Genomic DNA, 14,422 nt, shown 5'->3' with positions numbered 1-14,422 from the left:
CGGATCGCCCCGGATCGGGCGCCTGCTTCAGGCTTGCGGCGGTGCAGGTCTGGCGAGTGGCTCGCGTCAGCCCGGGAGCTCGTGAATGACGACCTGCGGCACGGCCTTTCTGGCCAGATCGCAGAGGTGCCGATGATGGGTCAGGTAGATCACCTGTCCCGTCTCCGACATCTTGCCGAACAGCGAGAGAACCTCCTCGGAGCGGGGCTCGTCGAAGGTCTCCATGATGTCGTCCGCCACGAACGGCACCGGCTGCCGCATCCTGGCGAACTCCTCGTATCCGGCGAGGCGAAGCGCGAGATAGAGCTGGAACCGGGTGCCTTTCGACATGTCGGTCGCGAGCTTCGATCCGCCCGACCCGGCGAGCCCGATCAGCGTCTCGCGGTCTTTCTCCGGCCGGGTCGCCAGCCCGGAATACCCGCCTCGCGTGATCATCCGGAAGGCTTCCGATGCGCGACCCATCATCGAGCCGCGATGCTTCTCCCGATAGACCTGGAGCGCCCTTTCCGCGAGGATGGCGCCGGTCCTCAGGTGCAGGAACCGAAGCGCCTTGTCCTCGATCTCCAGCATGACCGTGCGGCGCTCGGTCTCGATCCGGGCGACAGCGTCGTCGCCGCCGATCGCGGCGAGCTTGTCGGCCGCCCCCGAACGCGCGGCGAACAGCGACTTCAACCGTTCTTCCAGATCCTCGACGCGCCGGGCGCATTCCTCGTGCTCCCGGTCCCGGTCGCCGGCGTCCGGACCGGTCAGGCGTTCCTGCGCGGCCTCCATGGACGGCAAGCCGGTCTCGTGCAGGATCCGGGATGCGAGCGCGCCCATGTCTTCCTCGAGCCGGTCGCGGCGCGCGCACCTGACCAGGCAGGCTGCGACATCCTTGAGGTCCTGCACGTCGAAGAACGCGAGCAGATCCGCCTTGCGGGCGGTGTGCACGGCAATGTTGTCGACGATGGCGGCCCGTTCCTGCTCGACCCCGGCGAGCTCCTCCGTCTTCCTCTGGCGCTGGGCTGCCGCATCCACCGCCAGCCGGTGCCGTTCGATGAGGTCGGCCGCGGCGACGCCGGGTGCCGCCTCTCCCATGTCTTCGCCGAGCTCGTTCAGGAGCGCGGCGAGGTCGGCCAGGAAGGAATCCCGATCCGCCTCCATGCTCCTGACGCGGTGCACGAGCGCGTCGCGTTCTGCGAGCTGGTGCGGCAGCCTGGAGAGCGCGTCCACAATCGACCGGATCGCGTTCCGGTCGTCCCGCCGGACTTGGAGCCAGGTTCCCGCCAGCGCCGCCGTCCACGCGTCGCGCCAGGCCTGCTCCTCCCGCGCGGCGGTCTCGGCCGCCTTGCGCCGGGTGTCGAGCGACCGCTCGCAATCGCGCACCAGCTTGTCGGCGGCGGCAAGGGCCTGCCTCTGCGATGCCTCCTTGACGAGCAGATCGTCGGCGGCCTGCAGCAGGGCTGCGAGTTCCAGGCCAGCCGGCGCGAAGCCGGTCGCCCGCAGAGCCGCTTCGAGCCGTGACGTTTCCTCGCGAACCTCCGCCTCGGCGCTCCGAAGCTCCGCGAGCGCGGACCGATGGTCTGCGGCCGCGGCGACGGCCCGGTCGCGTCGCGCGACCCAGGCGTCGATGCCGGCGATCCGCTCCACGAGCGGTCTTGAGCCCGCATCCGCCATGAACGTCGGGCAGGCGTCCGCGATCCGAGCGGCGAGCTCGGACGTCTCCGCATCCACTTCCGCCTCCAGCCTGCCTTCGCGAGCCAGCTTCGCGTCGCAGATGTCCCGGTCCCGTCGAAGTCCGCGCAGCTCGGCCAGCCTGTCGGCCGCGGCGAGACGCGCGTCCGCCATCGTGTCGACCGCCTGCATCAGCTCCTCGAATGCGGACGCGGTTCGCGCATCCGGACCGCCGCGATGGGTCTCCCAGGCTTGGTCGCGCCGTCCGCGCAGAGCCGCCGCCTCCTCGTCGCCGATCGCGCCCGCGCCGGTCTGCGCCGCGGCGATCCTGGCCTGCAGCTGCGTCTTCTCGCTCTCCAGGTCGCGCTGCTGCTGGCGATGACGCTCCCGTCTCAGGTCCTGCCGGGCCAGCGTGTCGCGCCAGTCCTGGACCTCGCGTGGTGTGGGCGCTCCAGCCTTTTCGAGATCCTCGGGACTGCCGGACCAGGGAACGAGGCGCAGCGCCTCGTCCGCGGCGCGGGCCTTGGCGTTCGCGGCAGCTGCCGCCACCCGCCGCCGGGCAAGCAGGTCCGATCCCTTCACGCCACCGACCGCGGCCTGGAGCGCGGCTTTCCGGCCGATGTCCAGTACCGGTTGGTCGCGCTCGAGGGTTCCGCGATCCTCCCTGGCATGCGCCAGCGCTCGGGCAGCCGCTTCGAGCTCGGTCGATGTCGAGGCGACGCGCGTCTCGATGCCCGACCAGCTCTCGATCAATCCGCGCAGGGTTCCCAACGTGCCGGCATCGACGACGAGCCCGTCCGGATCGACATCGCCGTCCCGGCCCGTGATCGAGCGGGCGAACTGGACGAGCTGCGCGCGATGTTCCGCAAGGGCGGCACGACGCTTCGGCAAATCGGTCTCGGCTCCGAGGTTGCGGGCCGAACCGGACGCAAGCGCCATGATCCGGTCCGTCATCCGGAGCAGCGTCTCGTCGACCACTGCCGCGTCGCGTTCCTTCCTTAATTGCTCGATCCGACCGTCCAGGACGGACAGCGTCGCCTTGAGCGTTGCATCGCCATCGATCAGCGCGGGCAGCTCCGCCGTCCAGTGCGCGGGTGGACGAGGGAGAGCGGCCAGGTGGCTCAATTCCGCGCCAAGGCGGCCATGCTCGGCGAGGAGAGGGGCGGCCCGCACCAGGCCGCCCAGCTCGTTCAGCCGGGCCTTCAGCTTGCCGTGCTCCGCGGACGCCTCGGCATAGGCGCGCTCGGCCCGGTCGAGGTCCACCACCAGCACCTTGTGGGCGCTGGCCTGGGTGTCGATGAGGTCGCGGGCCGACTTGAGCTCCGTCAGACGCCGTTTCAGGCCGGCGATCTCGGTCGAGGATGCCCGCTTGCGAAAGATCGCGTCCGCCTCGCCCGAGATTGCCGTCAAGGCCTTGCTGAGGCCGGCCAGTCCGGCGCTCGCGGAAAACAGGAGCTCGCCGAGGTCTCCCTTGCTGTCGAGGATCGCGTTGCCGCCGTCTTCGAGGGTCTGGTCGTCGAGGGAGAACATCGTCCGGTAGGCGTCGCGGGTGAGCCCGCCCAATGCCCCGACGAGCAGGCCGTCGCCGACGGTCTGGCCCGATGCGTCCCGGAGCGACCCGGCGCGCTGCTTGACCCGCCGTACCTCGTGCCGTTTGCCGCCGAACTCGAGAACCGCCCCGACCTCCATTGTCGCGTACTGGTGCAGGAAGCCGTAGCGCGACCGCTCCTCGATCCCGAACAGCAGGTCGAGAAAGCCCGACAGGGCGGTCGACTTTCCGGCCTCGTTGAGCCCGTAGATGATATGCAGGTCGGGGCCGCCGTCCGCACGCTCGCCGAAGTCGATGGCGAAGTCCGTGAACTTGCCGTACCGGGTCAGGTCGAGGCGTCGCAGACGCATCAGCGCAGCTCGGCGCCGTTTTGGGCCAGGCGGGCGACGATCTCCTCGCCGCTGTCGCCGAGCAGGCGGTCGACGAAACGCTCGAACACCGCCTCGTCGTCGCCGCAGAACCGTCGCGCCTCCGGCGGCAGATCGTCCCGGATCTCCTTCACGAGCGCGGCCACGCTCTCGCGGACCTCGTGCCGCGACAGGATCTCATCCCGGATCAGCGTGCCCAGCTCGTCGACCGGGTCCGCCGTTCCGCCTGCCGGCGTCGCTCCGCGGGCAGGCTCGGTCCCGATCTCGATCTTGTCGATCCACGTCCCTCCCGAGCTTCCGAGGCGGTGCTCGACATCGGTTTGCAGCAGGTCGCGGTCGCGTCGCATACGCCACGCCATTTCCGTGCGCCCGCCGAGCGCGAGGCGCCCGACGAGGTGGGGCGCCGGCGTCGCGTCGCGGACGGCGGCGATGTCGCGCTCGATCCTGTCAACGATCTCGGACCAGGTCGCAGCGTCCGTGAGGTCGACCGGAATGCGCTCGAACTGCGCGACGCTTGTCGGCCGTTCCTCGATCACGATGCGGTGGTCGTCCGAGACGGTGACCAGGCTGACGCTCTTGGGCCCCGCCTCGCCGATGTCACGGCCTTGCGGCATGCCAGGCATCACGACCGTCGAGGCGCCGCGGTATTCCGAACGGGCATGGATGTGGCCCAGCGCCCAATAGTCGAAACCCCATTGATCCAGGTCCGCGACGGCGCAGGGCGCATACGGATCGTGCCCCGAGGCGCCCGCGAGACTCGTATGCATGATGCCGAGGTTGACGGCGCCCGGTCGGGGCCGGCCGTATTTGGGCAGCAGGCTTTCGGGCGCGTGCGGCCTGGCGAAGCTCAGCCCGTGGATCGCCACGTCGAGGCCGCCCAGGCGAAGCTCGACCGTCTCCGCGCGGCCGCCGAACAGCTTCAGCGACGGCGGCAGGACGAGCTCCTGCGTGATCCTCGACAGCGCGTCGTGGTTGCCCCGGACCTTGTAGACGACGACCCCCGCCTCGTGCAGACGCCTCATTTGATCTGCAAGAAACCGCGCCGTCTTCATCGACGTCTGGTCGCCGTCGTAGAGATCGCCGGCGATGACCAGCGCGTCGACCCGCTCCTCCAGGCAAAGGTCGACGATGCCGACCAGCGCCTGCCGGGTGGCGCCGCCGATCAGCGCCGCGAGCTCCGGGTCTCGCATGGCGAGCGACCGCAGCGGAGAGTCCAGGTGAATGTCAGCCGTGTGAACGAAGCGGAAAGGCATCTCAGAACGGGTTTGCAACGTCGCTCACCGACTGAGCCGACGCGTCACCTTAGCGTGCCGCTGTGCCGGATCAAGCGCTGGCAAGGGGGCGAGGAGCTGCCCGCCGGCCGGCGGAATCCTGCTGATGCCCGCGATGCTTGCGCCCCTGACGCGGGCATTCTGGCGAAGGATGACCCTCTCGGGGGCGGATGCAGCACGGTCACGGGAGGCCGGTGGGTCTGCCACCCGTTGCGGGGGGCGAAAATGGCCCGCGACCTTCCGATGGCGCAGCTCCCGACGATGTGCGCGCACGGGATGTCCCCATGCCGGAGCAGCGGCTCGATCCGGGCCGCAGATCCGAGCGCGATCAAGCTGCCCGGAGCCTGACGAGCCGAAGCGATGAGCCGGCAGGCCCCGGGCCCGTGCGCTAAGGCTTGCGACCGGCATTGACGAGGGCGTTGCGCAGCTTCTGATGTTCGTCGCAGCCCGAGGGAAAGCACAGGAGGCGCAAGAGCTCGAGGTTCTTTTCCGCGCGCTTGAAGTCGCCGATTTCGATGTACAGCTCTCCTTGATATTCGATGGCCGGGCGGTGCCCCGGATCATAGAACAATGCTTCCTTGTACCAGCGCGCGGCCGCGTCATAGCGCTTGAGATTGCGATTGGCGAAGCCGAGGAGGTTGTAGAGGTCGGCGTGGCGCACCGTGGCGGTGAGAGGCTCCAGCAGGGCCAGCGCCCGTTCGTAGTCGCCGGCATACAGGGCTGCGCGGCTTTCCGAGAGGTCCGGCAGGTCGGTCGAGGGGGCGGTGTCCATCGCCAGCGCGGGGCTGGCGGTCGCGGCCAGCAGTGCGAGCAGCGCCGCGGCGAAACGGGCGCGGGGCCTCATGCGGCACGGACGGCGGACTTGCCGCCATCCTCTCCCATGGCGGCGAGGATGCGCCGCTTGAGCGCCACGAACGCGCCGTCTGCGCGCTCGCGCGGGAAGGGGAGGTCGATGTCCAGCGTCTCGACGATGCGGCCGGGCTTCGCGGCCATCACCACCACCTTGTTGCTGAGGAAGACGGCCTCCTCCACATCGTGGGTGACGAGAATCATGGTGACGCCCTCGACCTCCCAGATGCGCTGGATCTCGTCCTGCAGATGCACGCGGGTGAGGGCGTCGAGGGCGCCGAGGGGCTCGTCGAGCAGCAGGATCTCCGGCCGGCTGGCGAGGCCGCGGGCGATGGCGGCGCGCTGCGCCATGCCGCCGGAAAGCTCGTGCGGGTAGGCCTTCTCGAAGCCGGACAGGCCGACCAGCGCGATGTGCTCGCGCACGGCCAGCTCCCTCTCGGCCCGCGTCCAGCCGGAATTCTCCAGGCTGAGGCCGATGTTCTGCTCCAACGTGAGCCACGGCAGCAGGCGATGGTCCTGGAAGACGATGCCGCGGCTCAGCGCCGTGCCCACGATGCGCTTGTCGTTCAGCTCGATCTCGCCCCTGTAGTCGTCATCGAGGCCGATGAGCAGCCGCAGCAGCGTGGACTTGCCGCAGCCCGAGGGGCCGACGATTGTGACGAAGGTGCCCGGCTCGACGTCGAGGTTCACGTGGGAGAGGACGTTCACCAGCGGGCGGCCGGGAAGGGAATAGGTCTTGGAGACGTTGCGGATGCTGAGGTGTCCGGGCGTGGCCATGGGGAGTGCTCCTGTCGTCCGATCAGCCGTCGTAGCCCTGCTTCCATTTCAGCACGCGTTTCTGCGCGATGAACATGGAGCGGTCGATGGCGAAGCCCACGAGGCCGATGATGACCATGCACACGAGCAACTGGTCGGTGAGCAGCAGGCCCTGGGCGCGGAAGATGAGGAAGCCGAGACCCTCGAGGCCGGAGAGCCCTTCCGCCACCACCACGAGGGCCCAGGCAAGGCCCGCCGCATAGCGCAGCGAGACCATGATGGAGGGCATCGCCGCCGGCAGGATGACCTTTCGGATGAGCTGCCAGCGCGTGAGCGTCAGCACCTTGGCCAGCTCGATGTAGTTCTTCTCCACGTTGCGGATGCCCTGCAGCGTGTTGAGGAACACCGGGAAGAAGACCGACTTGGCGATGACCAGGATTTTCGCCGGGGCGCCGATGCCGAGCCACAGCACGATCAGCGGCAGCCACGCGATGCCCGGGATGTGGCGGATGGTGTCGAAGGTGGGGCCGAAGAATTCCTCCACCCGGCGCGACAGCCCGGCCGCGACCCCGAGGATCAGCGCCGCCGCGGAGCCGTAGAGGAAGGCTTGTCCGACGATGTTGATGGAGGCCAGGAAGTCGAAGGCAAGCTTCTGCTTGGTCAGCATCTTCCAGAATGCTGTCACGACGGTGAGCGGCGCCGGCAGGAACACCGGGTCGATCCACCTGTTCGATGCCGCGGTCTGCCACAGGGCAAGGATGATGAAGGGGAGGATGAAGCCGGTGAGGTTCGGCAGCTTCGGTCCGCGCCGCGCCGGCACCTCGGTGTGCGCCGGCAGATCCACTGTGGCCGCCTCGACCGCTGCGGCCTCGATGGTATCGGATGTGTGGGACATGCTGGGAACGTCCGGCTGTGGGCGCGCCGTTCGCGCGGGAAGAAAGATGGCGCCGCCGGGATGATGTCGTCCCGGCGGTCGGGTTCGGGCCGCGGTCCGGCTCAGTTGTAGATCGAGTATTCGCCGCCGGCGAAGAAGCGGCCGTCGATGAAGGCGTCGATCTGCGCCTCGGTCAGGCTGCGCTCGGCAAGGATGTCGTCGCCATTGGCCACGTACCAGGCCTGGAAGGTCTTGATGGCGGTCCGCGCCCGGTCGGCGTTGGGCTCGCCGGCCATGAACTCCCATTCGCCCGCGTGGCTGATCTGGAACTTCGCGACCTCCAGGGGCACGCGGGTCTTGTCGGCGACGATCTGGGCCGCCTCGTCCACGTGGTCGTAGGTCCATTCGCGGGTGCGCTCGCGCGCCGCGAGGAAGGCTTTGACCACCTGCGGATACTTGTTCACGAAGTCGCGGCGGGCGAAGTAGGTGACGCGGCCGGCGTTGTTCACATAGACGCCGTCATCGGGCGAGCGGCCGATCACCTTGAGCTTGCCGGAAAGCCAGGCCCCGGCGAAGGCGCCGGCCGCCAGATGCGCGGTGGTGGCGTCGGTGGCCCCGGTGAGGACCGAGGTGATGGCGACCGCCGAATTGTCGATGGAGGTGTAGCGGATGCGCCCCTGCTTGTCCCTCGAATCGAACGGCAGGCCGGCCTTGGTGGTCATCTCGAACGGCGAGGACCAGTAGCAGGAGATGCGGCTCGATCCGAACTTCTTGCCGTCGAGGTCGGCCACGGAATTGATCTTGTCATTGTCGGCGCGGGCGAGGATGGGCGCGCGGTAGCGGTTGGAGGGCTCGGACGCCCAGATCACCACGCCGTCCAGCCCGTTCGCGCGATGCACGGTGGCGGGATAGATCATGCGCTGGGCGATGGCGATGGCGCCGTTGTTCACCGCCGCGGCCTCCGCGCCCACGAGATCGGCGCCGCCCGAGGCGATCAGGTTCACCTTCTTGACGCCGATCTTCTCGAACTCGTCTTTGAAGATGCCCTTTTCCTGCGCGATCACGGTCCAGGGCGTCAGCTGCAGGTTGATGGCGGTCAGCGGCTCGTCCGCGCGCGCGGACGGCGTGCCGCCGGACAGCGATGCGGCGACGAGCGCGGTGGCGGCGAGAGCCACGAACGCGATCGCGCGGCCGGGCCGGATGTGCGGAGCCGCGGCCCGCAGGGGCGGCAGGGAAGGGCGGGGCATGGCAGTCTCCCGGAGGGTGTCGGGCGGGCAGGGCCCGGACGGTGGCTTGCAATTTTGATATAATCGAGTGATTTTATAGAAAATAGCAAGCGGCGTTTTCGTCGGGGCGGGTCCGTACCGTGCCGGACGGAACCGCGACCCCTGTCTCCGGCGAGTTCTGAAGGCATGCACCGGTTTCCTCGGCCTCCTTTCTTCCTTGTCGCGCTGGTCGCGGCCGCGGCGGTTGGCGCCCTGGCCGCCGCCTCTCTTCTGGTCTCGCCCCGCGTTGCCGATGCCCATGCCGCCCACCGGGCCGCCGCGCCGCTGCGCATCGGGGTCGGCTGGCTGCCGCCGCCGGAAACGCCGGACATGCGGCTGTATGCGGAGGAAGGCTTCGAGCTCGACCTTGCTGCCGAGATCGCCCGGGGCGTCGGCGCCTCCTTCGAGCTGGTCCTCGTGGGCCGGGAGGACGCGGCGCGGGCGCTGGCTGCGGGAGAGGTCGACCTGGTGCTCGCCCGCGCCGGCGCCGACGATGCGCTGAGGAGCCGTGCCCGGATCGTCGAGACCGGGTTCGTTTCGGGGCTGAGCATCGCCATGCGGTCGGACCGGCCGCTTGCCTCCTGGGGCGAGCTGAAGGGGCGGGTCGTGTGCGCCTCGGAAGCCAACGGCCACGGTCGCGACCTCGCCCGGCGGCTTGGCGCCACGGTGAAGGTCGCGCGCGCGCCCGCCGTCGCCCTCATGCATGTGCGCACCGGGGAATGCGATGCCGCCATCCACGATCGCGTGCTGCTCGATCCCTTGTTCGCCAAGCTCTCGTGGCAGAAATTCTCGGCGACGCTGCCGGCCGCGGAGCCCACCGCGCTGGTGGTCGCCGTGGCGCCCGCCGATGCCGATCTGGCGCGCGCGGTTGCCGGGGCGCTGGCTGCCGGGACAAGCCCGGAGCGCTGGCGGCAACGGCAGGAGAAATGGGCCTCCACCGTGTCGTTCGAGGTCTATCGCGATCAGGTGGCGGCGGATTGCCATTGAGGTCCGTCCGCGCGCTTCGATCCCTGGCGCTTGTCGTTCTGGGCATGGCGGCGGGAGGATTTTTCGACGCTCCGGACAAGGGCGCGCAGCTGCGGGCGGCCTATGGGGGGCCGCCCTCGTCCTGGCCGCGGCCGGACATCGACGCCGATGTGGCCTTCGTCGAGATGGCGGCTCTGCCGCCCCCACCCCCGCCCGGGCAGCAGGCGGCATTAGGCGCGCGGGCGTTCGCCGATCCGCGGTTGTCCGAGGATGGCGAGGTGGCTTGCGCGTCCTGCCACGATCCGGCGCACGGATTCAGCGTGCCTGAACCGGTCGGGCGCGGTGTCTCGGGTGTGCCGGGGCGGAGAAATCCGCCGTCGCTTCAGTCTGCTGCCACCCGCAGGAAGCTCGATTGGGACGGTCGGGGAACGGACCTTTCCGCCCGCGTCCTCGCCCCATTGAGCGACCCGGCCGAGATGGGGAGCGATCTCGATGCCGCCGTGGCCCGCCTGGCTCGCACCGAGCTGGCCGGCGCGTTTCGGGCGGTCTTTGGCGCGGAAGGCCTATCGGCCCGGACCCTGGCGGCGGCGCTGATCGCTTATCTGGATGCCACCGACGCCCCGACCCGGTTCGACCGTTTCGCCAGCGGTGATCCCGCCGCCCTGAACGACACGGAGCTGCTTGGCCTCCACCTCTTCCGCACCAAGGCGCGATGCGCGAACTGTCATTTCGGGCCAACGCTTTCCGACGGACTGTTCCACAATCTGCGGCTCTCGTTCTTCGGCGAGCCGGCACAGGATCTCGGACGGTTCGAAACGACCGGCGATCGTGACGATGTCGGCAGGTTCAGGACCCCGACACTGCGGCATGTGGGAACCAGCCAGCCCTATATGCACAACGGCCTGTTTCCGACCCTCGCGGGCGTGGTCAACTTCTATGATCGCGGCGGCGGCGAGGTATGGGCGCGCAACGCGCAGGAGGCGGCCCGCCCGCTTTACCGGGACGCCGCCCGCCTCTCGCCCCACATCCGCCCCCTCGGCCTGACCGGGGCGGAGAAGGCGGCGCTGGTGGCCTTCCTGAAAACCCTCTGACCGGGTTTCAGCGCGCCCGCCCTTCTCCCACACCGACGCCGAGCAGCTCCAGCACCCGGTCGCGCAGGGCGACGAAGGCGGGGCTGGAGCGATCGGCCCGCGCGGCCTGCGGAACCTCCAGCACGGCAGCGATGCGGCCGGGGCGGGGATGGAGGACGACGATGCGGTGGCCGAGGTACACCGCCTCGTCCACGTCGTGGGTGACGAGCACTGCGGTGGCGCCCTCGTGGGCGACGATGCGCTTCAGTTCTCCCTGCAGGCGCAGCCGGGTGAGCGCATCGAGGGCGCCCAGAGGCTCGTCCAGCAGCAGGAAGCGCGGGCGGTTGGCGAGCGCGCGGGCGATGGCGACGCGCTGCGCCATGCCGCCGGAGAGCTGGGCCGGATAGGCCTTGGCGAAGGCCTCCAGCCCCACCAGCTCCAGATGCTCGCTCACCGCCTGCCGGCGCGATGCCGCATCGAGCCCCGAGTGGAGCAGCGCCGCGCCCACATTGCCTTCCACCGTCAGCCACGGCAGCAGGCGGTGCTCCTGGAACACGATGGACCGGTCGGCCCCCGGCCCCTCCACCTCCCGGCCGTCGAGGCGGATCTCGCCGGCATAGTCGAGGTCGAGGCCGAGGATGAGCCGCAGCAGCGTGGACTTGCCGCAGCCGGAGGCGCCGACGATGCTCACGAAGCTTCCCGCCTCCACCGAAAGCGAGATGTCGGCGAGCACCTCGACGGCCCTGCCGTCGACCGCGAACGCCTTGCTCACGTTGCGGATGTCGAGGGCCGGCAGCGTCGTCGCGGCCGGGGCCGCGGTGGAGGGGAAAGGGGCATTCATCGGGTGTTCCAGCGGATCAGGAGGGCCTCGGCGCGCTCGGCCAGCGTGTTGAAGCCGAGCCCGATGAGGCCGAACAGGAGGATGACGAGGAACAGGAGGTCGATCTCGAACAGCTGGCTGCCCTCGTTGAGCCGCCCGCCGAGGCCGGGCGAGATGTTCAGGAACAGCTCCGAGCCGACGGTTGCGAGCCAGGCGTAGATGAGCGCCCCGTGGAGGCCGGTGAAGATCATGGGCAGGGCGTTGGGCACGGCGACGAGGCGAATGTAGTTCCATCGGCTCAGGAGCAGCACTTCGGACAATTCGCGGTAGGTGGCCGGGACCAGGCTGATGCCGCGCCAGGTCCCGATCACCACCGGCTGGAACGCGGCGACCGCGATGAAGATGATCTTCCCCGTGTCCCCGCCGCCGAACCACATGGCGAGCAGGGGCACCCAGGCGAACAGCGCCGTCTGCCGCTGGGCCAGAACGGTGGGGCCGACGATACGTCCGACGAGGGAGGAGGCGCCCAGCACCGCCCCCAGCGCGAGGCCCGCCGCGACGCCGATGACGAGGCCGGAGAGATTGCGCCGCAGGGTTTCATGCAGGTCATGCAGCAGCGTGCCCGTGGTCACCTCCCGCGCCAGCCGCTGCACCACGGCCAGGGGGGAGGGCAGGTATTTGGCCGGCACCCAGCCGAGGTGACGGGTGGCGAACCACACGGCGAGCAGGGCCGCGAACGCCGCCCATGGCCGCCAGTCCGGCCGCCGGGTGACGGGCGAGGTCCCGCTCCGCCGGCCACGGCCGGCGCGCCCTTGGACGGGCAGGGCGGGTGCTGCGTCCGCTACGGCCTCAATGGACATCGCGGGTCCCCCGCCTCCACGGCTGCGCCCGGCGTTCCACCCACCGCAGCGCGAGGTCCATGGCGAGCCCGGCGAGAGCCACCACGATCATGGCGATGATGACGAGGTCGAGCTGGAACAGCTGCCGGCCCCAGGTCATGAGGTAGCCGAGCCCCTCGAACGAGGCGAACAGCTCGGCCAGCACCAGCGTCTGCCACGCATTGGCGAGACCCTCGCGCAGGCCGGCGAAGATGGAGGGGACGGCGCCCGGCAGCACCACGAGGCGCAGCGTGTCGCGCGTGTCGAACTGCAGCACGCGGCCGAGCTCCCGGAAGGCGGGCGAGACGTTCTCGATTCCGCGCGCCGTGCCGAGGATGATCGGGATCGCCGCCGACCAGCCGATGACCACGTACTTCAGGGGCTCGTCGATGCCCATGAACAGGGTGAGGAGCGGCATCCAGGCGAGCACGTTCACCCGCGCCACGGCCTGCACCGGCGGATAGAGGAAGGCGCGCACCGTGGGGGAAAGGCCCGCTGCCGCGCCGAAGACCAGGCCGAACAGGGCGCCCAGCCCGAAGCCCACCAGCACGCGATGGGCGGACACCTGGAGGTGGGCGGCGAGCGAGCCGTCGGCGAGGAGGCCGGCGGTGGTCTCATAGATGGTCTCGGGCGCGGGAAGGATCTGCTCCGGCACCAGCCCGAGGCGCGCCGCCCACCACCACCCCGCCAGCAGGGCGAGAGGGAAGGAGAGGCCGAGCAGCACCGAGCCGAGCGGCGTGGCGCGGGAGGGGCCGCGCTTGCGGCCACGGCGGCGGCCCGCGACGTCCGGCCTCGCGCCGGCGCGAGCGGGCGCCTCGAAGACCGGCTTGTCGAGTGTCTCTGCAAGGCTCATGCTGTGTCATCCGGAAAATGGCCACATGCGGTGCCGCACGCCGCCCCGGCGCGGGCCGGCGATGCGGAGCGGTTCAGTTGGATGCCTTCTGGTCGATGCGGCCGCGGGTCTCGATGTTTCCCCGGCCGTCCCGGGTGGACCAGAAGTCTTCGAGCTTCAGCGTCTTCAGCGCCGCATCGAGATAGGTGCGGTCGAACCAGTGGTCGATGTCGGGATCGCCCTTGAGCAGGCCGTAGTCCTTGGCGGCCTGGGCCTGTTCCTTGTAGCGGGCGACCACATAGTCATCGATCAGCGGATTGACGATGAGGGAGAGCCGCACCCCGTCGAAATTGGTGGCGAAGGTCTCCTTGGGCAGGCCGGAGAGCGCCCAGGCTTCGAACGCCTCGTCGCGGTTCTCGTCCAGCGAGATGAAATGCGCGGCCTTGATGAAGGTGGTCACCACGCGCTGCGTCAGGTCGGGATGGGCGGCGGCGAACGCCTCGGTGACGAAGTAGGACGAATTGCGTCCCAGCGTCGGGTCGTCGCCCTTGGTGGTGTAGACGATCTTCACCACGCCCTTGGCCGCCAGCGGCAGATATTCCTGTCCGCCGAACACCGCGTCCACATTGCCGGAGGTCAGCGCCGCCACGGCGGCATTGGCGTCGAGATTGATGAAGCGCACGTCCTTTTCCGAAAGTCCGTGCAGGGCCAGGATGCGGTCGGTGGCGTTCTGCAGGTTGGTGCCCTTGAACAGGGCGACCTTCTTGCCCCTCACGTCCTCCACGCGGGCGATGGTGCTGTCGGTGGGAACGGCGAGGAAGATGGGATTGTTGCGCCCGGTGGCGAAGATGAACTTGTGCTTCAGCCCGCGCGCCCGGCCGACGATGGCCGGAAGATCACCCAGCAGGAAGAAGTCGAGCTGGCCCGAGGCCACCGCTTCATTCAGGGCAGGCCCGGCGCCGCGGAAGAAGGTCCATTCGATCTTCACGTCCTTGTCGGCGGCGAACTCCTTCTCGATCAGCTCCCGGGCGCGGGCATAGGTGGTCGGATCGCCATAGGAATAGGGCCTCTGCTCGGCGCCGACACCGGGATGGCCGAAGCGGATCACCGTCTCGGCCGCCGCAGGCCCGGCGAGGAACGCGAGGCAGAACAGCGCCGCCCCGGCGCGCGCCAGGGCGCGCAGCAAGCCGCGCGGCAGAGCGGCGAGGGTGGTTGGATGTGCAGGCGCGGGGCCGGTGGCGGGAACGGGCGGACGCATCGATCTGGACCTC

At 69.7% G+C, this 14,422-nt stretch carries 12 protein-coding genes; 2 read left to right on the top strand and 10 right to left on the bottom strand.

Going from position 1 to position 14,422, the window contains the following annotated elements; translation table 11 throughout:
* Positions 1-66 precede the first annotated feature (66 nt).
* The 6 genes from V5F49_RS06815 to V5F49_RS06790 form a co-directional block, all read right to left on the bottom strand.
* Entirely contained in the window at positions 67-3,552 is a 3,486-nt protein-coding gene (locus V5F49_RS06815) for an AAA family ATPase (protein ID WP_394118384.1), read from the bottom strand.
* The gene (locus V5F49_RS06810; protein ID WP_394118383.1) at positions 3,552-4,823 is read right to left on the bottom strand and encodes a metallophosphoesterase family protein; all 1,272 of its coding nucleotides are present in this window, start codon (positions 4,821-4,823) and stop codon (positions 3,552-3,554) included. Before V5F49_RS06810 ends, V5F49_RS06815 begins: the two co-directional genes overlap by 1 nt.
* A gap of 406 nt (positions 4,824-5,229) precedes the next feature.
* Positions 5,230-5,685, bottom strand: coding sequence for a tetratricopeptide repeat protein (locus V5F49_RS06805; RefSeq protein ID WP_394118382.1), 456 nt, complete (start codon positions 5,683-5,685; stop codon positions 5,230-5,232).
* Entirely contained in the window at positions 5,682-6,467 is a 786-nt protein-coding gene (locus V5F49_RS06800) for an ABC transporter ATP-binding protein (RefSeq protein WP_394118381.1), read from the bottom strand. The genes V5F49_RS06805 and V5F49_RS06800 overlap by 4 nt, the downstream gene beginning before the upstream one ends.
* 22 nt (positions 6,468-6,489) lie before the next feature.
* Positions 6,490-7,341, bottom strand: a complete 852-nt coding sequence (locus V5F49_RS06795; RefSeq protein ID WP_394118380.1) for an ABC transporter permease — start codon at positions 7,339-7,341, stop codon at positions 6,490-6,492.
* A 101-nt stretch (positions 7,342-7,442) separates the two neighbouring features.
* A complete protein-coding gene (locus V5F49_RS06790; RefSeq protein WP_394118379.1) occupies positions 7,443-8,567 on the bottom strand; it encodes an ABC transporter substrate-binding protein in 1,125 nt (374 codons plus the stop codon).
* Positions 8,568-8,732: 165 nt separating this feature from the next.
* Here V5F49_RS06790 and V5F49_RS06785 point away from each other — a divergent pair, with 165 nt between their 5' ends.
* Positions 8,733-9,572, top strand: coding sequence for a transporter substrate-binding domain-containing protein (locus V5F49_RS06785; RefSeq protein ID WP_394118378.1), 840 nt, complete (start codon positions 8,733-8,735; stop codon positions 9,570-9,572).
* Entirely contained in the window at positions 9,569-10,642 is a 1,074-nt protein-coding gene (locus V5F49_RS06780; protein ID WP_394118377.1) for a cytochrome-c peroxidase, read from the top strand. The genes V5F49_RS06785 and V5F49_RS06780 overlap by 4 nt, the downstream gene beginning before the upstream one ends.
* A 7-nt stretch (positions 10,643-10,649) precedes the next feature.
* On the opposite strand, the gene V5F49_RS06775 is transcribed toward V5F49_RS06780, so the two are convergent.
* The 4 genes from V5F49_RS06775 to V5F49_RS06760 form a co-directional block, all read right to left on the bottom strand.
* A complete protein-coding gene (locus V5F49_RS06775; protein WP_394118376.1) occupies positions 10,650-11,462 on the bottom strand; it encodes an ABC transporter ATP-binding protein in 813 nt (270 codons plus the stop codon).
* Positions 11,459-12,301, bottom strand: a complete 843-nt coding sequence (locus V5F49_RS06770; protein ID WP_394118375.1) for an ABC transporter permease — start codon at positions 12,299-12,301, stop codon at positions 11,459-11,461. The genes V5F49_RS06775 and V5F49_RS06770 overlap by 4 nt, the downstream gene beginning before the upstream one ends.
* Positions 12,291-13,172: an ABC transporter permease gene (locus V5F49_RS06765; protein WP_394118374.1), complete on the bottom strand. Its 882-nt coding sequence runs from the start codon at positions 13,170-13,172 to the stop codon at positions 12,291-12,293. The genes V5F49_RS06770 and V5F49_RS06765 overlap by 11 nt, the downstream gene beginning before the upstream one ends.
* A 73-nt stretch (positions 13,173-13,245) precedes the next feature.
* Positions 13,246-14,409, bottom strand: a complete 1,164-nt coding sequence (locus V5F49_RS06760; RefSeq protein ID WP_394118373.1) for an ABC transporter substrate-binding protein — start codon at positions 14,407-14,409, stop codon at positions 13,246-13,248.
* Positions 14,410-14,422 lie beyond the last annotated feature (13 nt).

Origin of the sequence: Xanthobacter lutulentifluminis (genome assembly GCF_043194675.2) — a bacterium.
Classification (GTDB): domain Bacteria; phylum Pseudomonadota; class Alphaproteobacteria; order Rhizobiales; family Xanthobacteraceae; genus Xanthobacter.
Note: the sequence above shows the minus strand (reverse complement) of the source record. Positions and strands in the feature narration are given on the sequence as shown.